Raw genomic sequence first — 22,207 nt, forward strand, 5'->3', positions numbered from 1 at the left:
GTCTTCAGCGAGCCATCGCCTCCACCAGCACGCTCCCGGCCGTCCGTGCCACCACGAAGGACTCCCCCTTCACCGCCTTGGCATCCAGGGCGATGCGGTGACGGCCCGGTTCCAGGACGCCGTCGAAGACCTCGTGGGCGTGGGTGCGGTACAGGCGGTCCAGGCGGTACGCGGTGAGGCGGACCCGGCAGGGGGAGGTGACCTCGACGCCCGCCTCGCCGTCGGCCGCCACCAGGCGGGTCAGGCGGCGCTGTTCCGCGGGACTGCGGTCCAGGGCGTGTTCGATCTGGGCGACCAGCAACGGGACGATCGGGGCGAGGCCCTCGACGTACGCGACCTCGACGCCCGCCTGCTCGAAGGCGCGGCGTACGGCGGCGCGTTCCTCCTGGGTGATCGCGCGGCCGAAGGCGACGGCGCCGTAGCCGCGCAGTTCGTCGGCGTGGACGCCGTTCGTGTCGTGGGCGATGTCGGCGCCGATGCCGATGGTGCGCAGGGCGGCGGCGAGCTTGGCGAGCAGGGCGACGCGGGCGCCGATGAGGAGGACCCGGCGGCGGGTGCCCGGCGCTTCGCCGTCGAGGAGGGATGCCAGCGCCTCGCGGTACTCGGTGCCGTGGAAGCGGAACGGCCCTATGCCGTGGTAGCCGTTCAGTTCCATGTCGGCGTGTTCTTCGGTCTGCCAGGCGAAGTCCCGCCAGATGTAGTCCTCGCCGTCCCGCTCGATGACCGCGGTGACGGCGCCGCAGGCCAGATCGGCGCACTCGGGGCAGCCGTAGATGACGTAGCGGCCGTCCGGAAGCGGCGGCTCCGCCTCCAGGAGGAGGCTGCGGACCTGTTCGGTGAAGATCGCGGGTGGGACGTCGGAGGCGAGTGGGGAGACGGCGTCGAGGTCGGAGAGCTGGAAGAGCAACGGACGTCCGTCGACGATGAAGTCCACGAAGTCCCGGTGAACCTGGTAGTCACCGTTGGCGAGGACTCCACCGGCACGCATCGCCGGTGCCAGGCCGAAGGTCGCGTACTCGGCAGACATGCTGTGAGTATTCCCGCAGTGGAAGCGATCTGCGCACGGCATGGGGCATTCCGCTACGGTCCGGACGTGGAGAGCGGACTGAACAACGATGTCATCGTGGTCGGCGGCGGAGTCATCGGCCTCACGACCGCTGTCGTCCTCGCCGAGCGGGGCGTACGGGTGCGGGTGTGGACGCGGGATCCCGTCGAGCGGACCACCTCGGCGGTTGCGGGCGCGCTGTGGTGGCCCTACCACATCGAGCCGATCGCGGCGGCGCGCGAGTGGGCGCTGCAATCCCTGGATGTGTACGAGGAGTTGGCGACGCGGGCCGAGTCGACCGGCGTACGCATGGTCGAAGGTGTAATGGGTGAAACCGAGCTGGACAATGACGCGGCATGGGCTGCCGCGCGGATTCCGGGGCTGCGGGCGTCGACGGCCCAGGAGTACGCAGGGTCGGGGCTCTGGGCTCGGCTGCCGCTCATCGACATGTCGACTCATCTGCCGTGGCTGCGGGAGCGGTTGATGAAGGCGGGCGGGGTGATCGAGGAACGTGCGGTCGGCGGCTTCGCGGAGGTCGACGCGCCGGTCGTCGTCAACTGCACGGGGCTGGGGGCGCGCGAGCTGGTGCCGGATGCCTCGGTGTACCCCGTGCGCGGTCAGTTGGTCGTGGTGGAGAACCCCGGTATCAGTACCTGGCTCGGCTCCACCGGCCGCGACGGGGAGATGGCGTACTTCTTCCCGCAGCCCGGGCGACTGTTGCTGGGCGGAACCGCCGACGAGAACGCATGGTCGACGGAAGCGGATCCTGCGGTGGCCGAGGCGATCGTACGGCGGTGTGCTGCGCTGCGGCCGGAGATCGCGGGGGCGCGGGTGCTGGAGCATCGGGTGGGGTTGCGGCCGGCGCGCGACGCGGTCCGGTTGGAGCGTGAACTGCTGGCGGACGGGCGGGTGTTGGTGCACAACTACGGTCACGGTGGGGGTGGGGTGACGGTGGCCTGGGGGTGTGCGGTGGAGGCGGCCGGGCTGGCTGTTCCGGCCGCCTCCGGGTGAGTACGCGGTTCAGCAGTCGGTCACCGGCTCGCCCGAGGTGAGGTGGTAGGGCGCTCGCGCGTCGAGGAGCAGGGGGACCAGGGCCCGCAGGGGCTGTCGGAGGGGGACGTAGCCGCCCCACGACCTCACTCCGTGCAGGGCGAGTTCGTCCTTCACCTCCGTGTACTGGTCGTCGGTGAGCCGGTAGCCGCAGGGCGGGTCCTGGATCACCTCGGACGGTTCGGGCGGGTCGTTGTCGGCGCCGCCGAGATAGATCGGGCCGGAGTCGGCGTAGCCCGCGTGGCGGGCGGTGCCGGTGGCCGTCTCGACCTGTGCGCGGTGTTCGTCCGTGAAGTCGAACAGGCCGTCCAGGGCGGCGAGCTGGGAGTCCACCCGGCGCCTGTTGTTGGCCGCCTCGTCGACGTCGGTCAGCGGGTCGACGCGGCTCTCGATCAGCAGCCCGACCGCGTGCTTCACACCGGACATGTTCCGCAGGATGCGTTCCTGTCCGTCACCGGCGGTCTGCTTGATCGGGTCGCCGGTCACCGGGTCGGTCCAGATGCCGTACGTGCCGGTGGTGTAGCCGGCGCGCCCAGCGGCGGGGCGGACGTACTCCTGGGACAGCGTTTCGGCCTCGTCGTGGACCGTCTCGTCCGTGTTGAGGTTGCGCGGCCAGAGGTCGAAGAGGTCCTTGTCGTAGTACTTGGGGGTGGGCGTGTATTCGTGCAGGTCGTAGACCACGTCCGGGTGTTGGTCGCGCAGGACGGTGGCCATGGCACGCGCCTCCGCGGTCTGCAGGGCGAGGTGGTCGCGGTTGACGTCGACGCCGTCGCTGTTGCCGCGGGTGTCGGCGGCGCGGCCGTCGGGGTTGGCGGTGGGCACGACGAACACCGTGGTGCGGTCCAGGAAGCGGCGGGTCTGCCGGTCCGTCGCGTAGGCCAGGTCGCGGATCGTGGTCAGGCAGGCCTCGCGGCCGGAGGGTTCGTCGCCGTGCTGGCTGCAGACGAGCAGGACCCTGTTCGGAGCCAAGTGGGAGCCGATACGGGCCAGTTGGAGCGGGCGGCCCTGTTTCGTCGTACCGATGCGGGCGACGGAGACCCTGGCGCTCGCCCTGTCGACGCGCGCCAGGAACTCCTGTTCCTCGGACTCGCCGGTCCAGCGGGCGCCGTTCGTCTCCTCGAAGCCGGTGCGCGGCGGGGACTCGGAGGCGTCCGCCGGTGCCGAGGCGAGGGAGGCGAGCAGGGCGGCTGCCGTTGCGGTGAAGGCGCGGATCACTGGGCTCCTTCCGGGACGCGGTGGATGCCGTTCGGAGAACGTACGCCGTCCAGGGTCGTGGCCGAGGGAGCCGCGGACGCCGTGCCGCCGGACGTGGCGCGGGCGAAGGCCGGCGCGCCGCCGACGAGCGGGACGCGGGCCGAGGTGCGGGACAGGTCCAGGGTGAGCGTCGGCTTGTCGGCCGGCGGGTCGATGAGGTCCTTGTCGGTGCCCGCGACGATCAGGGCGAGGCGGTGCCCGGCCGGGACGACGTGGTCGGTGGCCGCGAGGTCGAGGGTGATGGTGTACGCCTTGCCCGGGGTGAGCGGGACGCCCTTGAGGTCGGAGGCGTAGTTGCCGAGGTCGGCCCAACCGCGGCTGAACACCGTGTAGTCGACGTCGGCCTTCTTGGCCTGGGTGTTCTTGAAGCAGGCGCTGTCGCCGGAGGTGCTCGCGCCCCAGCAGGTGCGGTCGGTGAGCGTGGTGATGCCCTCCGCCGCGTCGGCGTAGTCCCGGATGGTGTCGGGGCCGAGGTCGACCAGGACGGCGGAGAGGTGGGCCGTCGGGGTGGTCGGGGTCGCGGTGATCGTGACCTTGGAGGAGCCGGACAGGCGCAGGTCGTGGGTGAGCGGCTTGGTGATGAAGCCGGCCTTGTCGGGGGTCGACTTGTCGATCTGTGCGGCCCAGTCGGTCTCGCTCAGCTGCGGGTTGTCGGTGAAGGTCTCGGTGCCGTCACCCTTGCTGAGGCCGAGGGCGCCGACGCCGGACTGGGTGCCGGTGGCCGGGCGCAGGGTCGTGGCGGCCGTGCCGCGCGGGGGCCAGGACTGGGAGGTGACCCACTGGTCGGGGTGGCGTTCGATGTCGGCCATCGGCTCGCGGTCGATGCCGTTGTCGTAGCCGAGGAGTTCGTGGTCGAACCAGCGATGCAGGGTGTCGACCCAGGTCGCGCGGCGGAAGTCGAACGGGTCGACGTGACCGGTCTGGGAGAGCCAGATCTTGCGCTCCACGCCGTTCTTGGCGAGGGCGTCCCACCACTGGCCGAAGTGCTTGGTGCGGACGTTGAGGTCCTGCATGCCATGGATGAGGAAGACGCTCGCCTTCACCTTGCCGGCGTCCTTGACGTAGTCCCGCTCGGTCCACAGCGAGGTCCAGTCACCGGTGCGCGGCGCCTCGTCGACGAGCTTCTTCTGTACGGCGGCGCACTTGGCCTGGGCGTCGGGGCTGTCGACGTAGTTGGAGAGCCAGTCGGGGCCGGAGTCGTAGAGCGGGGCGCCCTTGGCGAAGTAGTAGTCGTACCAGGAGGAGATGGCGCTGATCGGGACGATGGTCTTCAGGCCCTTGACGCCGGTGGCGGCGACGCCGTTGGCGATGGTGCCGTCCCAGCTCTTGCCGATCATGCCTGTCCTGCCGTTGGTCCAACTCGCCTTGGCGCGAACGGTTCCGGTGCGGCTGGTGTACGCCTTGGCCCGCCCGTTCAGCCAGTCGATCACGGCCTTCGCGGACTGGATGTCGGAGCGGCCGCCGACGTCGACGCAGCCGTCGGAGCGGTTGGTGCCGGCCAGGTCGACGCCGACGAAGGCATAGCCGCGCGGGACGAAGTAGTTGTCGTAGAAGAGCGGCATCTGGACGACGTTGCCGTTGGCGTCGTACGTCTTCTTCTGGCTCTCGTTACCGCGGCCGCAGCAGGAATAGTAGGGGCTGGCGTCCATGATGACGGGCACTTTGCGGCCCTGCTGGGCGGGTTCGCGGGGGCGGACGATGTCGGCGGCGACGCGGTCGGTCTTCCCGTCGCCGTCCCAGTCGAGTCCGGTGTCCACCCATACGGCCTCGCGGATGGCGTTGGCGTAGGAGTAGACGGGTCTGCTCTCCCGCGTTTTCTGCGGGGCGGCGTGGGCGACCGCCGGGGTCAGGAAGGCTGCCATGAGGACCGCGACGACCGCCGTCGCGAGCGTTCTCCAGGTCGTGAAGCGCATGCGTATCGGCATGCGCGGGACGCTACATCGGTCAACTCCCGTGCAGAAGAGGGCAGTAAAAGGCCAGGTGGGGCGAGGGTGGCTGGATAAGGCGCATGGCACGGCATCGCTCATGACGGCCGAATGGCGATCGTGTGACACGTGGGGCCATGGACATGCCCGGGGACACAGGGACTGAATAGGCTCCGAACAGACTTCGAGACCCTACGACTTGGAGCTTTCGTGCACCGCAGAATCATCGCGCCGGGCGCACTCGCTGCGGCGTCCCTGATGCTGGCGATCCCGGCGTCGGCCGCGAGCTGGTCCCCTGGCGCTCCGGGCATCGGCGACCCCTACTACCCGGCCTACGGCAACGGCGGATACGACGTCTCCCACTACGATCTGCGTCTGCAATACCAGCCCGCCACCGACGAGTTGGCGGGTACGGCGACGATCCTCGCCAAGACCACGCAGGACCTGTCGAGCTTCGACCTGGACTTCCTGCTCGACGTCAGCGAGGTGCGGGTCAACGGCGCCAAGGCGAGCTTCACGACCTCGGGCCAGCACGAGCTGGTGGTCACGCCGAAGACACCGCTGGCCAAGGGCACGCCGATCACCGTGGTCGTCCGCTACAGCGGGGTGCCGTCCACGAAGAGCGCGTACGGCTTCAACACCTGGCACCGCACCCCGGACGGGGCGGTCGCGGCGGACGAACCCGAGGCGGCCTGGTGGTGGTTCCCGAGCAACGACCACCCGCTCGACAAGGCGACCTACGACGTGTCGGTGGCCGTGCCGGACGGCACGCAGGTCATCTCCAACGGCCTGCTGCAGTCGACGAGTTCACGGCTCGGCTGGACCCGCTACAACTGGCGGGAGAACAAGCCGCAGGCGACCTATCTCGCCACCCTCGCGGTCGGCAAGTTCGACATCACCACCAGTACCTCCGAGGGTGGCATTCCGGTCGTCAACGCCTACAGCAAGGACCTCGGCGACAACGACGGGGCAGCGCGGGCGAGCATCGAGCGGACCGGGGAGCTCGTCGACTGGCTCAGCGGCTACTTCGGGCCGTATCCCTTCAGTTCGGCCGGCGGGTACGTGCCGAACACGACCACCGGGTACGCGCTGGAGACGCAGACGCGCGTGTACTACAGCCCGCGGCAGTTCGCGAACGGCTCCAACACCTCTGTGGTCGTGCATGAGTTGGCGCACCAGTGGTACGGCGACTCGGTGTCGCTCAAGGGCTGGAAGGACATCTGGATCAACGAGGGCTTCGCGCGGTACGCGCAGTGGCTGTGGTCCGAGCACGAGGGCGAGGGCACGACGCAGGAGCTCGCGGACTATGTGTACGCCTCGCATCCGGCCGACGACGCGTTCTGGACCGTCAAGCCCGGTGACCCGGGTCCGGACAACCAGTTCGACGGCGCTGTCTACGACCGGGGCGCGGTGGCTGTGCAGGCGCTGCGCAACGCGGTCGGGGACGACGCGTTCTTCGCCATCCTGAAGGGCTGGCCGCAGGAGCACGCGTACGGCAACGCGTCCGTCGCCGACTTCGAGGCGTACGCCGAGAAGGTGTCCGGGAAGTCGCTGTCCGCGCTCTTCGACACATGGCTGTTCCAGCCGACGAAGCCGACCGCTCCGGCGGCGAGTTCCGCTTCGATCGCGAAGGCGTCGACGGCGCCCGCGCAGCCGAAGTCGTGGAAGAAGATCGAGGCGACGAACGACGTGCATGCGCACTGACGACTGAGCGCAGGTCAACTCCCGTGCGGCCCGGGGTGGTTGCCCCGGGCCGCACGCTTCGGGATTGTCGAAAATTTACGCGGTTTCAGGCGTGGTTCGTGGTCTTGGCTGGGAAGCTCCTGTTCTGAGCGGCACACCTGTCTGATGCGAGATCGCTCTGGGGGGACACGGTGTGCGAGGAGCGGGGGGAGAAGCTGTGTCGCAAACACAGAACGCCGGTAGTGGTCTGGCGTTGTGGAGGGCGTTGGTTCTCGTCGGGGCGGTGCTGCTGGCCATCGGCCTGATCGGTGGCGTACCGCTGTTCACCCTGCTGGGCGCGCCCGTCGCCATCGTGGGTGCGGTCGGGCTGACCGTGGCTCGGCGCAGACAGGCCTGACGGGGGCACGCGACATGTCCACGTGGAACGGGATCGGCACCAAGTACCTCGGCTACAGCCATCGCAATCGCGACGGCAGCCACTACGCCACCGAGTGGGGTGTGCTGTTCGACCTGCCGGTGATGCCGCTGCGTCGGCACCGGCTGAAGGTCGGCAGGACGGTCCACGCGACGGCCGGGACGGTCAACAAATCCAGCACCCAGTTCGCGGTGCTGGAGGAGACACCGCTCAACGGCCGTGAGATTGCGCGTACTTATCTGACCTGGTGGGTGCTGGGCCCTCTCGTCGCCGTCGGCCCCGCGGCCCTGTTGGTGTGGCCGGTGAGCAGCAAGCCGGACGCCGGGTTCGGGCTGTGGCTCTTCGTGCTGGCCCTCTCCGTCGCGTGGGTGATGGGCTCGGCAACGGCCATGGTCACGTACAGCCGACGTCAGCGCGGGCTGCCGTAGAGGTCGGCGGCGCGGGTGAGGAGTTCGTCGCGGGTCAGGGCGGCGGTCTCGGTGGACGGGACCGTGCAGGCGTACGCGCCGGCGAGCGTGCCGTACTGGGCACAGCGGTGCGGCGGCTCGTCGTTCAGCCAGCCGAAGAGGAAGGCCGCCGCGAAGGCGTCGCCCGCGCCGTTGGAGTCCACGACCGGTGTCTGCGGTGGCACCGCCGGTATGTGGGTGACCTTGCCGTCGGTCAGCAGGTACGCGCCCTCGGCGCCGGCGGTGGCGACGACGACCCGGGCCCTTCCGTGCTCGGCGAGACGGCGCATGGTGTGCTCGGCGTCGGTCAGGGCGGCCGTGGACAGGAAGACGACGTCCGCCGCGTGCGCGAAGGGTTCCTGGTAGGGGTTCTCGCCGTCCCAGTTGTGCAGGTCGGTGGAGAGGGTCACGCCGGACTCTCTCAGTACGGGCAGGGCCTGGGCGCAGGGCTGGGTGATCGAGACGTGGGCGTGACGGCTCGCTTCGGCCAGCTCGCGGACCAGGGGCTCGGGCAGACGGTCCTCGCCGAGTGTGCGGCTCGCGTCGTAGAGGGACAGCCGTCTGCCGTCGGGGCCGACGAGGTTGACGGCGCGCTTGGTGCCGGCGGGGTGGGGGACGGCGGTCAGCGCGATGCCGTTGTCCCGGTGCAGTGCGCGGACCAGGTCGCCCTCGGGGTCGTCGCCGAGCATGTCGAGGTGGTGGACGCGCAGGCCGAGGGCCGTGAGGCCCAGGGCCACGAAGTCGCCGGTCTGTCCGGCGCGGGTGCGGATACCGCGCTCGATCATGTAGCTGTCGGCGTACGGGAGCGGCAGCTCCGGCACGTACACGATGGTGTCGACGCCCGCACCGCCGAGCACGAGGACGTCGGTGTCACGGCTCAACTTCCGGTCTCCCCATGGTCGTAGACGGTGACCATGATGCCCCGCTTCACGAGCCGCTCGGTGACGAGGGGCTCGACCCGGGACCATTTGCCGCCGGCCAGGCCGCACCCTATCCGCGGCATGTGGACGGAGGCGTCGAGCTCCAGCGCCTTGTCGGCCAGCTTGGCCAGGGCCGCGTCGATCGCCTCGTACCGCACCGGGACGCCCTTGCTGCCGGTCCGTGTCCCGCGCTGCCCGATCAGGTTGGCCACCCACACATACGGCTCGACCTGCACGAACTGGGCCGCGCCAAGCCCGAAGTCGTTCGCCGCGCGGTTTCGGTGCCAGGCGCGGTACGCCGCCTCGGGCTCCGGCCAGCGGCGCGATATGGCCAGGACGAAGCCCTTTCCCCATCCCCCGATGTCGTTGCAGACATGGGCGATCACCTTGACGCCCTTCACCGATGGAACGGTGGCGTCACCCCGGATGTAGATGATCTCCGACATGACGCCACCGTAGACGCCGCCACTGACAACGGCCCCTGGCTGTCCGTCCCGGGCCTCGCGGGCTACTTCGTCAGCTCGGTCAGTTCGCGGTCCTCGGCGCGGCCGACCCGGCGTCGGACGGCATACCAGCCGGCCACCAGCATCGCGGCGATCACCGGGATGAGGAGGAGGGTCTTGCGGCCGACCTCGGGGTCGTTCCACATCAGGGCGAGGACGGCGAGGAGGAAGGTGATCGTGGTGAGTTCCGTGACCGGGCTGCCGGGGAGGCGGAAGGACGGCCGGGTGACCAGGCCCGCGCGCGCCCGGCGGACGAAGACCAGGTGGCAGATCATGATGATCACCCAGGTCGAGATGATGCCCAGCGAGGCCACGTTCAGCACGATCTCGTAGGCCTGGCTCGGCATGAGGTAGTTGAGGCCGACGCCGAGCACACACACCGCGCAGGTCAGCAGGATGCCGCCGTAGGGGACCTGGCTGCGGTTCATGCGGGCCGTGAACTTCGGGGCCGAGCCCGCCATGGCCATCGAGCGCAGGATGCGGCCCGTGGAGTAGAGGCCCGAGTTCAGGGAGGACATCGCCGCCGTCAGGACCACCAGGTTCATGACGTCGCCCGCGCCCTCGACGCCGATCTTCGACAGGACCGTGACGAAGGGGCTCTCGTCGGCCGAGTACACCGAGCCGGGCAGGAGGAGGGCCAGGAGGACCACCGAGCCGACGTAGAAGAGGCCCACACGCCACATGATCGAGTTCACCGCGCGCGGGACGACCTTCTCCGGCTCCGCGGTCTCGCCCGCGGCGACGCCGACCAGCTCCAGGGCGGCGTACGCGAAGATCACGCCCTGCATGACGAGAACCACCGGCATCACGCCGTGCGGGAGGACGCCGCCGTGGTCGGTGATCACGCTCGGGCCGGGCGTCTGGTCGCCCACCTGGTGCTGCGTGGCCAGCAGGAAGATGCCGATCAGCATGAAGCCGACGAGCGTGGCGACCTTGATGATCGCGAACCAGAACTCCATCTCGCCGAAGATCTTCACGGAGATCAGGTTGACGGCCAGGACCACGGCGAGGGCGGCGAGGGCCAGCGCCCACTGGGGGATGCTGGTGAACATGCTCCAGTAGTGCGTGTACAGCGCGATCGCCGTGATGTCGGCGATTCCGGTCGTCGACCAGTTGAGGAAGTACATCCAGCCGGCGACGTACGCGCCCTTCTCGCCCAGGAACTCGCGCGCGTACGAGACGAAGGAGCCGGAGGAGGGGCGGTAGAGGACCAGTTCGCCGAGTGCCCGGACCACGAAGAAGGCGAAGATGCCGCAGACGAGGTAGGCGAGCGCGAGGGCCGGGCCCGCGTTGTGCAGGCGGCCGCCGGCGCCGAGGAAGAGGCCGGTGCCGATCGCGCCGCCGATGGCGATCATGTTGACGTGGCGGGCCTTGAGGTCCTTGCTGTAGCCGGCGTCGCCCGCGTCCGCGGGCGCCTGGGCCGCGTCGGTCCGGGTGGCGGCCTGTGCCGTGTGCACGGCGTCCTTGCTCACAGGTGGTTCACTCTCTGGTGCGCCCGAGCGGGTCGCGCTCGGGTGTCCGGACGTACTCGGTCGGCGCGCTCGGTGGAAGGCGCAGACCACGGCGCACCTTCCCCCGGCACCGGGGCGTATGCGATGGCATAGATCACAGAGCGGCACTTCTCACAGGCCCCACCGGCCCCTCGAACCGGGTTTCGCAGTACTGGTGTGACAGCGATACTGCTGCACATGACGACCGACGCCGAGGAGCCGACGCTCACGATCGACGAACTGGCCGCGCGAGCCGGCATCACGGTGCGCACGGTGCGCTTCTACGGCACCAAGGGGCTGCTGCCGCCGCCGGTGATCGGTCCGCGACGGGTGGGCCACTACGGCAGCGAGCACCTGGCCCGGCTGGCCCTCATCGAGGAGCTGCAGCTCCAGGGCATGACGCTGGCGGCGATCGAGCGCTACATGGAGCAGCTGCCGCCCGGCCTGAGCCATCACGACCTGGCGATCCACCGTGCCGTGGTGGCCTCCTGGGCTCCGGACAGCGTCGAGACGGTGACGGCCGCGGAGCTGCAGCGCCGGGCCGGGCGGCCGCTCGGCGATGACGACGTCGAGCGGCTCACCGCCATGGGCGTGGTCCGGCCCGACGGGGACACGTACCGCATCGACGCGGGCCTGCTGCGGCTCGCCGTGCAGCTGCTCGACGTACCGCTGTCCCAGGACGCGATCCTCGCCGCGCGGAAGGTGCTGATCGCACACTCGCGGGCCGCGGCGCACGAGCTGTCGCAGCTGTTCCGGGGCGAGGTGTCCGAGCGGGCCGAGGAGGACGTGAAGTCCCTGTCCGCGCACATGGAGCCGATCGTGGTGCAGGCGCTGCTGACGACCTTTCAGCGCTCGCTGAAGGAAGAGGTGCATCAGTGGCTGTCGGAGTCCGGCGCGGGCTCTCCCGAGGGCGGGTCAGACGAAGGCCGATCCGCCTGACACGTTGAGCGTCTGCCCGGTCAGGAAGCCGCTGCCCTCGTCCACCACGTACAGGAGCGTCGAGACCAGGTCGGACGTCTCCTGGGTGCGCCGCACGACCTGCCCGGAGCGAACGGACTCGAAGCCGCCGTCCGCGCCGACCGTCCGCTCGGCGGTGGCGGTGCGCACCATGCTGGGTGCGATCGCGTTGACGGTGATGTCGTACGGGCCGAGGGCCGCGGCCAGCGCACGGGTGAAGCCGATCAGGCCCGTCTTCGAGGCGACGTACGGGACCATCGTGGGCGGCGCGGTGTACACGGCCGCCGAGACGATGTTGACGATACGGCCCCACCCGGCCGCCTTCAGGTACGGCAGCGCGGCCTGCGTGACCAGGAACGGGGCCTCCAGGTTGACGCGCATGATCCGCCGCCACTCCTCGGCGGTCGTCTCCTCGAAGGGCTTCGCGGGGTAGACGCCGGCGTTGTTGACCACGACGTGCAGCGTGCCGAACTGGTCGATGACGCGCTCCAGTCCGGCCCGTACCTGCTCCTCGTCGGTGACGTCGCCGACCAGCTCCAGGTAATCGAGGATCTTCCCGGCGGTCTCCGGCTGCGGATCGAGATCGAGGCCGGCGACCCGGTAGCCGCGCCCGGCGAGCGCGACGGCGAACTCCTGCCCGAGGCCCTGTGCCGCTCCGGTCACCAGGGCGGTACGCGTCTCCATGGGGCGAGTGTGATGACCCCTCAGGGACTCCACAAGGGCGCATTTCACTCGCTGAAACGGGTCTGTTGCCGCTCGCGGCCCTGGGGCCGACGCTGCGGGGCGACGCCAAGACGGGCCGCAGCCAGGCCTGGCACCAGCCGTACGGGAGCCGTGTCGCATGACCGAGACCGAGCGTGCCGTGGACGACGCCGAGCGCGCCCGCGATCAGGGTGGCGGACTGCGCCGGATCGGTCCGCTGCCCCGGCGGCTGGTGCGGGACGAGCTGGGTGTGCTGCTCGTGCTGGGGCTGCTGATCGCCGGGATCGGCATCCCGTACCCGGACTTCCTGGACACCGACAACCTGCTCTCCACGGCCCACAACTCCGTCTACATCTCGCTGATGGCGTGCGGGATGGTCTTCGCGCTCGCCATGCGCGAGGTCGACCTGTCGGTGGGCGGCAGTTATGCGATGTGCCTGGTGGTCGGGGCACTGCTGGTGCGGGACGGGCTGAATCCGTGGCTCGCGGTGCCGGTGATGCTGCTGACCGGGATCGCGGCCGGCGTGTTCAACGCGCTGGTGACGACGCTGCTCGCGCTGCCGTCGTTCATCGTGACGCTGGGCACGCTGATGCTGTACCGGGGCGTCGGGCTCGCGCTCGCCGACGGCAAGCAGATCACCGATCTGCCGCTGGACAACTCGTTCTTCACGGTGGCGGGCGGCGACCCCGGCGGGGTGCCCTTCGCGTTGTGGGTGCTGCTCGTGGTGGCCGTCGTGCTGGCCGTGGTGCTGGCCCGCACCCGTTTCGGGGCCCGGGTGCGGGCGATCGGGTCCAATCCCGACGCCGCCGCGTTCAGCGGCATCCCGGTCGTCCGCACCCGCGTGCAGGCCCTGGCCCTGTCCGGGCTGACCACGGCGTGCGCCGCCGCGCTCGCCCTCGCGTTCTACGGCGCCGGCGACCCGACCCTGGGCCAGGGCTACGAGCTGCAGGCGATCGCCGCGTGCATCATCGGCGGCACCCCGCTGGCCGGCGGACGCGGTTCGGTCGTCGGCGCGGTGGCCGGCGCGATGATCCTCTCGGTCGTGGCCTCGGGGCTCGTGTTCTTCGAAGTCCCCATCAACTGGACGTCGTTCGCGACCGGCGGGGTCATCCTCGTCGCCGTCGCGGCCGACAGCGCACTGCGGCGCACCGGACGCCGACGCAAGTGAACACCCCGCCTGCGCAAGGCTCTTGGAGGCCGTGATGCATCCCCGACTCCGTACGACCGCCGCGGTGCTCGGCGCTCTGGTGCTGCTCGGTGCCGCGGGCTGCGGCGACAACAGCCCCGGCGGCAAGGGCGACAAGCTGAACATGGGCATCGCGGTCGCCAACATCTCCCTCAACTTCGCCCACGAGATGGTGCTCGGCGCGGAGAGCGCCGCGAGTCACGCGGGGAACGTCAACTTCAAGGCCGTAGGGCCGCCGAACACGGATGGGCCGGCCGAGGTGCAGCTGTTCCAGAACCTCACCGCGCGCGCGAAGGACGGCATCGTCCTGGAGAACCTCGACCCGCCGATCTTCACCCGGCCCGCCGCGCAGGCCGTCGACAAGGGCATCCCGATCGTCGCCCTGGACACCTCGCCCACCGAAGGCAGCAAGGTCGACTTCTATGTGGGGAACGACAATTACGCGCTCGGCGAGCTGATGGCGAAGGAGGCGCTGAAGCGGCTGGGCTCCGACCCGGAGGGCCAGATCGTCATCGGTGTGCCCAACCCCGGGACGCCGGTGCTGGACAACCGGGCGAAGGGCATCGCGGACACGTTCAAGAAGCAGGCGCCGAACGTCAAGGTGCTCGGCCCCTTCCAGACGTACAGCGACCCCGGGCAGAACTACAGCTCCTGGTCCGCTCAAGTGAACGCGCACCCGAGGGCGTTGGCCTTCCTCGGCGTGGGTGACGCCGACAGCTACAACCTCGCCAAGATCAAGAAGGCGGAGAAGGGCAAGTGGCTGACGGCCGGCTTCGACGTCGACCCCAAGACGTTGGACGCGGTGAAGGACGGCTCGAACTTCGTCACCATCGACCCGCAGCACTTCCTCAAGGGCTATCTCTCCACCGCGATACTGATCGACTCGGTCCGCAACAAGGACGGCAAACTGCCCGAGGGCTGGTTCCTCTCCCCCGGCGGTGTCGTCGACTCCTCCAACATCGACGAGATCATCGCCCGCCAGAAGTCCTCCGATGCGGCCTACGACTGGTACAAGCCGACGATCGACAAGCTCCTCGGTGACCAGAAGGCCAACATCAAGCCCCTGAAGGACGCCCGCTGAGATGACCTACGGCGACATCCTCGTGGCGCAGGGACTGGTCAAGTCGTACGGCGGTGTACGGGCGTTGGACGGGGTCGGCATCCGGCTGCGGGGCGGTGAGGTGCACGCGCTGGTCGGGGAGAACGGCGCGGGCAAGTCGACGCTCGTCCGGATCGTGTCGGGCGCTCTGGCTGCCGATGAAGGGGCGGTGCGGTCGGCCCGGGACACCCGGATCGCCGTCGTCTCCCAGGAGTTGAGCCTGTTCCCCGACCTGACCGTCCGCGAGAACCTCTTCCCGCAGGGGCCACCGCGGCGCTTCGGCCTGCTCGACCGGGGCGCGATGGACCGGGCGGCCCGGCCGGTCCTGGCCGAGCTGGGCCTGGACGTGGACCTCGGCATGGAGCTCGGTGAACTTCCCCTGGCCGACCAGCAGTTGACGGAGATCGCGCGGGCACTGCTGCGCAGCCCCCGGCTGCTGATCCTGGACGAGCCGACCTCCGCGCTCCCGGCCGCCGCCGTCGACCGGCTCGAACGGGTCCTGCGCACCCTCACCGGGCGGGGCATCGCCGTCCTGTACGTCACCCACTTCCTGGACGAGGTGATGCGCTTCGCGCACCGTGTGACGGTCCTGCGGGACGGGCGGGTCGCGCTGGCCGGGGTGCGCCGGACGGAGGTCGACGTGCCCGAGCTGGTCACGGCGATGCTGGGCGGGCGCCCGAAGCAGCCGGCGCGCCGGAAACGGGCGGTCGTCGACCTGCCGCCGCCGGTGGTGCTGTCCGGGGTGAGCGTGCCCGGGGAGCTCACGGACGTGACCTTCACCGTGCGGGCGGGCGAGGTGGTCGGGGTCGCCGGGCTGCAGGGTGCGGGGCATCTCAGCGCCTTGGCGGTGGTGTGCGGGCGTACGGCGATCTCGGCGGGGCGGGTGGACATCGCGGGCCGCGGGCTGCCGCGCTCCCTTCGGGGTGCGATCCGGGCGGGCGTCGCCTTCGTGCCGAGCGACCGCAAGCGGTACGGGCTGATGACGGACCGGACGGTGTGGGAGAACACGACGACGGTGAGCTGGCTGGCGCTGGGCCGCGGCGGCGTACTGCCCTCTCGGTCCGAACTGGTGCGCCGCACGGCCGACTTGACCGAGCGGTTGCGGCTGCGCGGCGGCCCCTACGACATCGTGGCCCGCCTCTCCGGCGGCAACCAGCAGAAGCTCGTCTTCGCCAAGTGGCTGGCGACGGAACCGAAGATCGTGGTGCTCGACGATCCCACGCGGGGCGTCGACGTCTGCGTACGGGCCGAAATGCACCGCATCGTGGGCGAGTTGGCGGCGGGCGGCGCAGCCGTCCTGATCGCGTCCACCGACCTCGCGGAGCTGACGGAGGTGTGCGACCGGGTGTTGGTCTTCGTACGCTGTCGGATCACCGAGGAGGTGCACGGGGAGCGGCTGACGGAGCATGCGCTGGCGGTGGCCATGCAGCAGACGGTGCCGGAGTCGGGGTGAGAGAACCGGGCGTGACGGGTCACGCGGAGAGCTTGCGGGTCAGGGCTCTGGCCGCCGCGCACACCCGGGCGCCGACGCGGTCGACGTCGAGGCGGCGGGTGCCGCCGGTGACGGAGATCGCGGCGACGGGGCGGGGGCCGTGGTCGCGGACGTAGATCGGGGCGGCGACCGCGGAGATGCCGACCTCGGCCTCCTCCAGGTTGACGCCGTAGCCTCGGGCTCGGGTCAGGGCGAGGTCGCGGGCGAGCTGGCCGGGCAGAACCAGGGTGCGCGGGGTGAGACGCGGCAGCGTACGGTGCGGCGGGCGCGGGTCCTGGGCGAGGAACACCTTGCCGGTGGCGGTGCAGTGGGCGGGCAGCCGGCCTCCGGTGCGGGAGACGATCGGGGTGGCGCGGCGGCCGGTGACCTTCTCCAGGAAGAGGGTGTCGGCGCCGTCGGGGACGGCCAGGTGCACGTTCTCCTGCGTCAGTTCGTGCAGGTCGCCGAGGTACGGCAGCGCCGCGTCCCGCAGTTCCCGCACCGTCGGCGCCGCCTGGCCCAGCACGAACAGCCCGAGCCCGATGCGGTAGCTGCCCTCCTCGGTGCGCTCGACCAGACCGAGCCGGACCAGTTCGCCGAGCAGACGGTGCGCGGTGGGCTTCGGCAGCCCCGTGCACAGGGCCAGCTCATTGAGGCTGAGGGCGGTGTCGCAGTCACCGCAGGCACGCAGCAGCAGTACCCCGCGCGCGAGCACCGACTTCGGCAGCTGACCGTCCGTCATGGATCGATGGTGGTCGCCACACGGGTGGGTGACAAGGCGTGGGCAACTGTGAATCCCGCGCGCCGAGGCCAGTGACGATCACTGCCGAAGCGGTACGTCGACCAGCAGCGGCCGGGTCAACTCGCCCGACCCGGCGACCAGTTCGCGCAGGTGGTCCGCGTCGGCCGCGCGTACCGCGTCGACGCCGAAGAAGCGGGCCGCCTGGGTGAAGTCCAGCTGTCCCAGGTCGGTGCCGGGGCAGACGCCCGTGCCGCCCGTCGCCTCGTAGGTGTCCTGGAGGGTGCGGTAGGCGCCGTTGCTCATGACGACGAACAGGACGGGGACCGCCTGACGTGCCGCGCTCCACAGTCCCTGCAGGCCGAACAGGGTGCAGCCGTCGCCGAGGACGGCGACCACCGGCCTGCCGGGCTCGGCGAGCGAGCGGCCGACGGCAGCGCCGATGCCCCAGCCCAGGCCGCCGCCGACGGTGTGAAGGTAGCTGCCGGGGCGGTCGAGGCGGACGAGGCGGCGGAGCAACAGGCCGACGGTGATGGCCTCTTCGACGACCACGGCGTCGGGGGGCAGGCCGCGGGCGACGGCGTGCGCGGCGGCCCAGGGGGCGAGCGGGGCCGGGGAGTAGGCGGCGCGGGCGGCGGACTCGGCGCGGTCGCGGTCGGCGGTGTGGCGCTCGCCGGCGCGCAGGATGCGGGCCTTGGCGGTGTGGGCGGGGACGCGGTCGCGCAGAAGCTCGCCCAGGCGGTGGAGGGAGGGGGCGAGCGCGCCCACGAGTCCCGCGGCCGCCGGGAAGTTGCGGCCGATCTCGTGCGGGTCCGAGTCGAGCTGGACCACGGTGAGGCCGGGCGGCAGCGCGGGACCGGGCGTGTAGTGGTGGGGCGTGAAGGCGTGCGCTCCGGCGATCAGCACGGTGTCGTACTCGGCGAGGGCGGCCCGGATCGCGTCGTGACGGGGCGGCAGCATCCCGGCATAGAGGGGGTGTGTGGTGGGGAAGTTGAGGCAGTCGGCCATGGGCTGGTGGTGGACGACCGCGCCGCACGCCTCCGCCGTACGCACGAGCGCACCGAGCGCGTCCTCGCGGCCCACGCCGTCGCCGGCGACGATCACGGGGCGGGCGGCCACGCCGAGCAGGTGGGCGGCGCGTTCCAGGCCGGCGGCCGGTGCGGGTGGGGGTGCGGGGGTGCGGGCCGGGACCTCGACCTCCGTCTCCTCGCCGAGCACGTCCATGGGCACGGAGAGGAACACCGGTCCGGCGGGCGGTCGTACGGCCAGGGCGAAGGCGCGGCGCAGGGCGAGCGGCAGGTCACGGGCGTGCTGGACGTCGTACGTCGCCTTCACCGCGGGCGTGGCGAGGCCGATGAGGTCGCCGGAGAGCATGGGGTCCTGCTGGAGGTGGCGGCGGTCCTGCTGGCCGGCCGTCACGACGAGGGGGGTGCGGGAGCGGCGGGCGTTGAGCAGGCCGATGAGCCCGTTGGCGAGCCCGGCGGCGATGTGCAGGCTCACGAACGCGGGCCGTCCGGTGCCGCGCGCGTACCCGTCGGCCATGGAGACCACGGCGCCCTCGTGGACGCCGAGCACGTACTCGGGGCTGCCGTGGGCGTCCGCCAGCGCGGCCAGGAAAGGGAGTTCGGTGGTGCCGGGGTTGCCGAAGACGCGGTCCACGCCCTCGCCGCGCAGGATGTCCAGGACGGCGAGGGCGGGACGGTATCCCATGGGGGGCTCCTCGGGACGGGGACCTTGCGAACCGGCTCGCCGGTCAGCGTGCGGGTCCCCGTGGCCCGGGGGCAAGTGGGCCGTGTCGCTCAGCGGTATGAACGGCCTCGTCCTCGAACGCAGGACAGGCTGAAAATGCCTGACCGGCGTTCGAGAAGCAGGCGTCACGCGTCCGAGAACCGCTCCCCCTTCTCCGCCTTCTCCACCAGCAGCGCGGGCGGCTCGAACCGCTCCCCGTACCGCTCTGCCAGCTCACGCGCGCGTGCCACGAATCCCGGCAGGCCGCCCTCGTAGCCGTTGATGTACTGCAGGATGCCGCCCGTCCAGCCGGGGAAGCCGATGCCGAAGATGGAGCCGATGTTGGCGTCGGCGACCGAGGTCAGGACGCCCTCCTCCAGGAGCTTGACCGTGTCGAGCGCCTCGGAGAAGAGCATGCGCTCCTGCATGTCCTTGAACGGGATCTCGGCGCCCTCGCGCGTGAAGTGCTCGCGCAGCCCGGGCCACAGGCCTGCCCGCTTGCCGTCCTCCCCGTACTCGTAGAAGCCCGCTCCCCCGCTGCGTCCGGTGCGCCCGAACTCGTCGACCATGCGGTCGATGACGGCCTCGGCGGGATGCGTCGGCCAGGTGCCGCCCGCCTCCTCGACGGCCCGCTTGGACTCGTTGCGGATCTTGCGCGGAAGGGTGAGCGTCAGCTCGTCCATCAGGGAGAGCACCTTGGCGGGGTAGCCGGCCTGGGCCGCCGCCTGCTCGACGGAGGCGGGCTCGATGCCCTCGCCGACCATGGCGACGCCCTCGTTGATGAAGTGGCCGATCACGCGGGAGGTGAAGAAGCCACGTGAGTCGTTGACGACGATCGGTGTCTTCTTGATCTGGCGGACCAGGTCGAAGGCGCGGGCAAGGGCCTCCTCGCCCGTCCGCTCGCCCTTGATGATCTCGACGAGCGGCATCTTGTCGACGGGCGAGAAGAAGTGCAGGCCGATGAAGTCGGCCTGGCGCTCGACGCCTTCGGCCAGCGCGGTGATCGGCAGGGTCGAGGTGTTGGAGCACAGCAGTGCGTCCGGCTCGACGATGTGCTGGATCTCCTGGAAGACCTTGTGCTTGAGCTCCGGGTTCTCGAAGACGGCCTCGATGACCGCGTCGCAGCCCGCGACGTCGGCGGGGTCGGCCGTCGGCGTGATGAGCGCCAGCAGCGCGTCCGCCTTCTCCTGGGTCGTACGGCCCCGGGAGACCGCCTTGGCGCAGAGCTTCTCGGAGTAGGCCTTGCCCTTCGCGGCCGCCTCCGCCGACACGTCCTTCAGGACCACCTCGATGCCCGCGCGGGCGCACGAGTAGGCGATGCCCGCGCCCATCATCCCGGCACCGAGGACGGCGACCTTGCGGACCTGGCGGGGCTCGACGCCCTTGGGACGGTTGGCGCCGGAGTTGACGGCCTGGAGGTCGAAGAAGAACGCCTGGATCATGTTCTTGGACGTCTGGCCGGCGGCCAGCTCCACGAAGTAGCGGGCCTCGATGACCTGCGCGGTCTCGAAGTCGACCTGGGAGCCTTCCACCGCCGCCGCGAGGATGTTGCGCGGGGCCGGGTAGGGCGCGCCGTTCGTCTGCTTGCGCAGGTTGGCCGGGAAGGCGGGCAGGTTGGCCGCGAACTTGGGGTTGGCCGGTGTGCCGCCCGGGATGCGGTAGCCGGGCCTGTCCCAGGGCTGCTGCGACTCGGGGTTGGCGTCGATGAACGCGCGCGCCTTGGCGAGCAGTTCGTCCGGGGTGGCGGCCACGTCGTCGACCAGGCCGTTCTGCAGGGCGCGCTGCGCGTTGTACTGGGTGCCCTGCAGCAGCACCTTCAGCAGCGCGTCGGCGATGCCCAGCAGGCGGACCGTACGGACCACGCCGCCGCCCCCGGGGAGCAGGCCGAGGGTGACCTCCGGGCAGCCGATCTTGGTGCCGGAGGTGTCGAGCGCGACCCGGTGGTGGCAGGCGAGGGCGATCTCGTAACCGCCGCCCAGGGCCGCACCGTTGATCGCGGCGACGACCGGCTTGCCCAGGGTCTCGATGCGGCGCAGGTTGCGCTTGATCGCCATGCCGCCGTCGAAGAGGTCCTGCGCGGTCTCGGGGGTGACCCGGATGAGGTCGCGCAGGTCGCCGCCGGCGAAGAAGGTCTTCTTGGCGGAGGTGAAGATGATGCCGCGGATGGAGTCCTTCTCGGCCTCCAGCCGGTCGGTGATCACGGCGAGGGAGTCGCGGAACGCCTGGTTCATGGTGTTCGCGGACTGGTTCGGGTCGTCGAGGACGAGGGTGACGACGCCGGTGCGGTCCTGTTCCCAGCGGATGGTGGTGCTCTGAGTCATGACGAGGGTCTCCGTAGAAGTCTCTGAAGTCTCTTGGTTCCGCCGGGTGTTCAGATGCGCTCGACGACGGTGGCGATGCCCATGCCGCCGCCGACGCAGAGGGTCGCGAGGCCGTACCGCTTGTCCTGGCGCTCCAGTTCGTCGACGAGGGTGCCGAGGATCATCGCGCCGGTCGCGCCGAGCGGGTGGCCGAGGGCGATCGCGCCGCCGTTGACGTTGACCTTGTCCAGGGACAGGCCCATGTCGCGCACGAAGCGCAGGACGACGGCCGCGAAGGCCTCGTTGATCTCGACGAGGTCGATGTCGTCGACGGTCAGCCCGGCCTTGGCGAGGGCCTTGCGGGTGGCGGGCGCGGGGCCGGTGAGCATGATGGTCGGCTCGGAGCCGGAGACGGCGGCGGAGACGATCCGCGCGCGCGGGGTGAGGCCGTAGCGCTCGCCGACCTCCTTGGAGCCGATGGCGACCAGGGAGGCGCCGTCGACGATGCCGGAGGAGTTGCCCGCATGGTGGACGTGGTCGATCTTCTCGACCCAGTGGTACTTCTGCAGCGCCACGGCGTCGAAGCCGCCCAGGTCGCCGATGTCCGCGAAGGACGGCTTCAGCTTGGCGAGGGAGTCGGCGGTCGTACCCGGGCGCGGAAACTCGTCGTGGTCGAGGACGACGAGGCCGCTGCGGTCCTTCACGGGGACGACGGAGCGGTCGAAGCGGCCTTCCTTCTGCGCCGTGGCCGCCCGCTCCTGCGAGAGAGCCGCGTACTCGTCGACGTCCCGGCGCGAGAAGCCCTCGATGGTGGCGATCAGGTCGGCGCCGATGCCCTGCGGCACGAAGTTGACGGCCAGGTTGGTCATCGGGTCGTTGAACCAGGCGCCGCCGTCGGAGGCCATCGGCACCCGGGACATGGACTCCACGCCGCCCGCGAGGACCAGGTCCTCCCAGCCCGAACGGACCTTGGCGGCGGCCATGTTGACGGCCTCCAGACCGGACGCACAGAAGCGGTTCTCCTGTACGCCGGCCACCGTGTCCGGCAGGCCGGCTGCGACCGCGGCGATGCGGGCGATGTCGGAGCCCTGGTCGCCGACCGGTCCGACGACGCCGAGCACGATGTCGTCGATCGCGGCCGGGTCCAGGCCGGGGAAGCGGTCGCGGATCTCGTGGATGAGTCCTACGACCAGGTCGATGGGCTTGGTGCCGTGCAAGGAGCCGTTCGCCTTGCCGCGGCCGCGCGGGGTGCGGATCGCGTCGTACACATACGCTTCGGTGCTCACTGGAAAGC

General features: G+C 70.7%; 19 protein-coding genes. 8 read left to right on the forward strand and 11 right to left on the reverse strand.

Going from position 1 to position 22,207, the window contains the following annotated elements:
- Window positions 1-4 precede the first annotated feature (4 nt).
- Complete coding sequence (locus ACFY1L_RS02670; protein ID WP_388817033.1) at window positions 5-1,027, reverse strand: oxidoreductase; 1,023 nt, start codon at window positions 1,025-1,027, stop codon at window positions 5-7.
- Between the two features lie 66 nt (window positions 1,028-1,093).
- On the opposite strand from ACFY1L_RS02670, the gene ACFY1L_RS02675 reads away from it, so the two are divergent.
- Window positions 1,094-2,056, forward strand: coding sequence for an FAD-dependent oxidoreductase (locus ACFY1L_RS02675; RefSeq protein ID WP_388817036.1), 963 nt, complete (start codon window positions 1,094-1,096; stop codon window positions 2,054-2,056).
- Between the two features lie 9 nt (window positions 2,057-2,065).
- Here the strand turns inward: ACFY1L_RS02675 and ACFY1L_RS02680 are convergent, their stop codons facing one another.
- Window positions 2,066-3,310 carry a M14 family metallocarboxypeptidase gene (locus tag ACFY1L_RS02680; protein WP_388817039.1) on the reverse strand — a complete coding sequence of 415 codons (1,245 nt, stop codon included), beginning with the start codon at window positions 3,308-3,310 and terminating at the stop codon, window positions 2,066-2,068.
- The gene (locus tag ACFY1L_RS02685) at window positions 3,307-5,274 is read right to left on the reverse strand and encodes a Xaa-Pro dipeptidyl-peptidase (RefSeq protein WP_388817042.1); all 1,968 of its coding nucleotides are present in this window, start codon (window positions 5,272-5,274) and stop codon (window positions 3,307-3,309) included. Before ACFY1L_RS02685 ends, ACFY1L_RS02680 begins: the two co-directional genes overlap by 4 nt.
- Window positions 5,275-5,484: 210 nt before the next feature.
- Here ACFY1L_RS02685 and ACFY1L_RS02690 point away from each other — a divergent pair, with 210 nt between their 5' ends.
- From ACFY1L_RS02690 to ACFY1L_RS02700, 3 genes are all read left to right on the forward strand, one after another.
- Complete coding sequence (locus tag ACFY1L_RS02690) at window positions 5,485-6,978, forward strand: M1 family metallopeptidase (protein ID WP_388817044.1); 1,494 nt, start codon at window positions 5,485-5,487, stop codon at window positions 6,976-6,978.
- A gap of 196 nt (window positions 6,979-7,174) precedes the next feature.
- Entirely contained in the window at window positions 7,175-7,354 is a 180-nt protein-coding gene (locus tag ACFY1L_RS02695; protein WP_388817047.1) for a hypothetical protein, read from the forward strand.
- A gap of 14 nt (window positions 7,355-7,368) precedes the next feature.
- Window positions 7,369-7,800, forward strand: a complete 432-nt coding sequence (locus tag ACFY1L_RS02700; RefSeq protein WP_388817050.1) for a hypothetical protein — start codon at window positions 7,369-7,371, stop codon at window positions 7,798-7,800.
- On the opposite strand, the gene ACFY1L_RS02705 is transcribed toward ACFY1L_RS02700, so the two are convergent.
- The 3 genes from ACFY1L_RS02705 to ACFY1L_RS02715 all read right to left on the reverse strand — a co-directional run bounded on the left by ACFY1L_RS02705 (window position 7,782) and on the right by ACFY1L_RS02715 (window position 10,713).
- Window positions 7,782-8,699, reverse strand: a complete 918-nt coding sequence (locus ACFY1L_RS02705; RefSeq protein WP_388817053.1) for a PfkB family carbohydrate kinase — start codon at window positions 8,697-8,699, stop codon at window positions 7,782-7,784. The genes ACFY1L_RS02700 and ACFY1L_RS02705 overlap by 19 nt on opposite strands.
- Window positions 8,696-9,184 carry an Appr-1-p processing protein gene (locus tag ACFY1L_RS02710; RefSeq protein WP_388817056.1) on the reverse strand — a complete coding sequence of 163 codons (489 nt, stop codon included), beginning with the start codon at window positions 9,182-9,184 and terminating at the stop codon, window positions 8,696-8,698. The genes ACFY1L_RS02705 and ACFY1L_RS02710 overlap by 4 nt, the downstream gene beginning before the upstream one ends.
- 62 nt (window positions 9,185-9,246) lie before the next feature.
- Window positions 9,247-10,713 carry an amino acid permease gene (locus tag ACFY1L_RS02715; RefSeq protein ID WP_388817059.1) on the reverse strand — a complete coding sequence of 489 codons (1,467 nt, stop codon included), beginning with the start codon at window positions 10,711-10,713 and terminating at the stop codon, window positions 9,247-9,249.
- 216 nt (window positions 10,714-10,929) lie between these two features.
- Here ACFY1L_RS02715 and ACFY1L_RS02720 point away from each other — a divergent pair, with 216 nt between their 5' ends.
- A complete protein-coding gene (locus tag ACFY1L_RS02720; protein ID WP_388817061.1) occupies window positions 10,930-11,670 on the forward strand; it encodes a MerR family transcriptional regulator in 741 nt (246 codons plus the stop codon).
- Here the strand turns inward: ACFY1L_RS02720 and ACFY1L_RS02725 are convergent.
- Entirely contained in the window at window positions 11,647-12,372 is a 726-nt protein-coding gene (locus ACFY1L_RS02725) for an SDR family NAD(P)-dependent oxidoreductase (RefSeq protein WP_388817065.1), read from the reverse strand. The two genes, ACFY1L_RS02720 and ACFY1L_RS02725, sit on opposite strands and share 24 nt — an antisense overlap.
- Window positions 12,373-12,529: 157 nt before the next feature.
- Between ACFY1L_RS02725 and ACFY1L_RS02730 the strand changes: the two genes are divergently transcribed.
- The 3 genes from ACFY1L_RS02730 to ACFY1L_RS02740 are packed head-to-tail and all read left to right on the forward strand — an operon-like array spanning window position 12,530 to window position 16,128.
- Window positions 12,530-13,558, forward strand: coding sequence for an ABC transporter permease (locus tag ACFY1L_RS02730; RefSeq protein ID WP_388817068.1), 1,029 nt, complete (start codon window positions 12,530-12,532; stop codon window positions 13,556-13,558).
- Window positions 13,559-13,592: 34 nt separating this feature from the next.
- Entirely contained in the window at window positions 13,593-14,657 is a 1,065-nt protein-coding gene (locus ACFY1L_RS02735; protein ID WP_388817070.1) for a sugar ABC transporter substrate-binding protein, read from the forward strand.
- Between the two features lies 1 nt (window position 14,658).
- A complete protein-coding gene (locus ACFY1L_RS02740) occupies window positions 14,659-16,128 on the forward strand; it encodes a sugar ABC transporter ATP-binding protein (protein ID WP_388817073.1) in 1,470 nt (489 codons plus the stop codon).
- Between the two features lie 19 nt (window positions 16,129-16,147).
- Here ACFY1L_RS02740 and ACFY1L_RS02745 read toward each other — a convergent pair whose 3' ends face one another.
- From ACFY1L_RS02745 to ACFY1L_RS02760, 4 genes are all read right to left on the reverse strand, one after another.
- Window positions 16,148-16,888 (reverse strand): IclR family transcriptional regulator, encoded by a 741-nt coding sequence (locus tag ACFY1L_RS02745; RefSeq protein ID WP_388817076.1) that lies wholly within the window; start codon window positions 16,886-16,888, stop codon window positions 16,148-16,150.
- 78 nt (window positions 16,889-16,966) lie between these two features.
- Entirely contained in the window at window positions 16,967-18,595 is a 1,629-nt protein-coding gene (locus ACFY1L_RS02750; RefSeq protein ID WP_388817079.1) for a thiamine pyrophosphate-binding protein, read from the reverse strand.
- Between the two features lie 164 nt (window positions 18,596-18,759).
- Complete coding sequence (locus tag ACFY1L_RS02755) at window positions 18,760-20,934, reverse strand: 3-hydroxyacyl-CoA dehydrogenase NAD-binding domain-containing protein (protein WP_388817082.1); 2,175 nt, start codon at window positions 20,932-20,934, stop codon at window positions 18,760-18,762.
- A gap of 50 nt (window positions 20,935-20,984) precedes the next feature.
- On the reverse strand, window positions 20,985-22,199 hold the full coding sequence (locus tag ACFY1L_RS02760) for an acetyl-CoA C-acetyltransferase (protein ID WP_388817085.1): 1,215 nt from the start codon (window positions 22,197-22,199) through the stop codon (window positions 20,985-20,987).
- Between the last annotated feature and the right edge of the window lie 8 nt (window positions 22,200-22,207).

This window comes from Streptomyces sp. NPDC001663 (assembly GCF_042893105.1).
Taxonomy (GTDB): domain Bacteria; phylum Actinomycetota; class Actinomycetes; order Streptomycetales; family Streptomycetaceae; genus Streptomyces.

Bases quoted from the DNA above. Each gene is read 5' to 3' on its own strand.
- ACFY1L_RS02730 (WP_388817068.1), top strand. From the start codon at position 12,530: ATGACCGAGACCGAGCGTGCCGTGGACGACGCCGAGCGCGCCCGCGAT.
- ACFY1L_RS02735 (WP_388817070.1), top strand. From the start codon at position 13,593: ATGCATCCCCGACTCCGTACGACCGCCGCGGTGCTCGGCGCTCTGGTG.
- ACFY1L_RS02710 (WP_388817056.1), bottom strand. From the start codon at position 9,184: ATGTCGGAGATCATCTACATCCGGGGTGACGCCACCGTTCCATCGGTG.
- ACFY1L_RS02745 (WP_388817076.1), bottom strand. From the start codon at position 16,888: ATGACGGACGGTCAGCTGCCGAAGTCGGTGCTCGCGCGCGGGGTACTG.
- ACFY1L_RS02670 (WP_388817033.1), bottom strand. From the start codon at position 1,027: ATGTCTGCCGAGTACGCGACCTTCGGCCTGGCACCGGCGATGCGTGCC.
- ACFY1L_RS02755 (WP_388817082.1), bottom strand. From the start codon at position 20,934: ATGACTCAGAGCACCACCATCCGCTGGGAACAGGACCGCACCGGCGTC.
- ACFY1L_RS02750 (WP_388817079.1), bottom strand. From the start codon at position 18,595: ATGGGATACCGTCCCGCCCTCGCCGTCCTGGACATCCTGCGCGGCGAG.
- ACFY1L_RS02700 (WP_388817050.1), top strand. From the start codon at position 7,369: ATGTCCACGTGGAACGGGATCGGCACCAAGTACCTCGGCTACAGCCAT.
- ACFY1L_RS02720 (WP_388817061.1), top strand. From the start codon at position 10,930: ATGACGACCGACGCCGAGGAGCCGACGCTCACGATCGACGAACTGGCC.
- ACFY1L_RS02685 (WP_388817042.1), bottom strand. From the start codon at position 5,274: ATGCCGATACGCATGCGCTTCACGACCTGGAGAACGCTCGCGACGGCG.
- ACFY1L_RS02725 (WP_388817065.1), bottom strand. From the start codon at position 12,372: ATGGAGACGCGTACCGCCCTGGTGACCGGAGCGGCACAGGGCCTCGGG.
- ACFY1L_RS02740 (WP_388817073.1), top strand. From the start codon at position 14,659: ATGACCTACGGCGACATCCTCGTGGCGCAGGGACTGGTCAAGTCGTAC.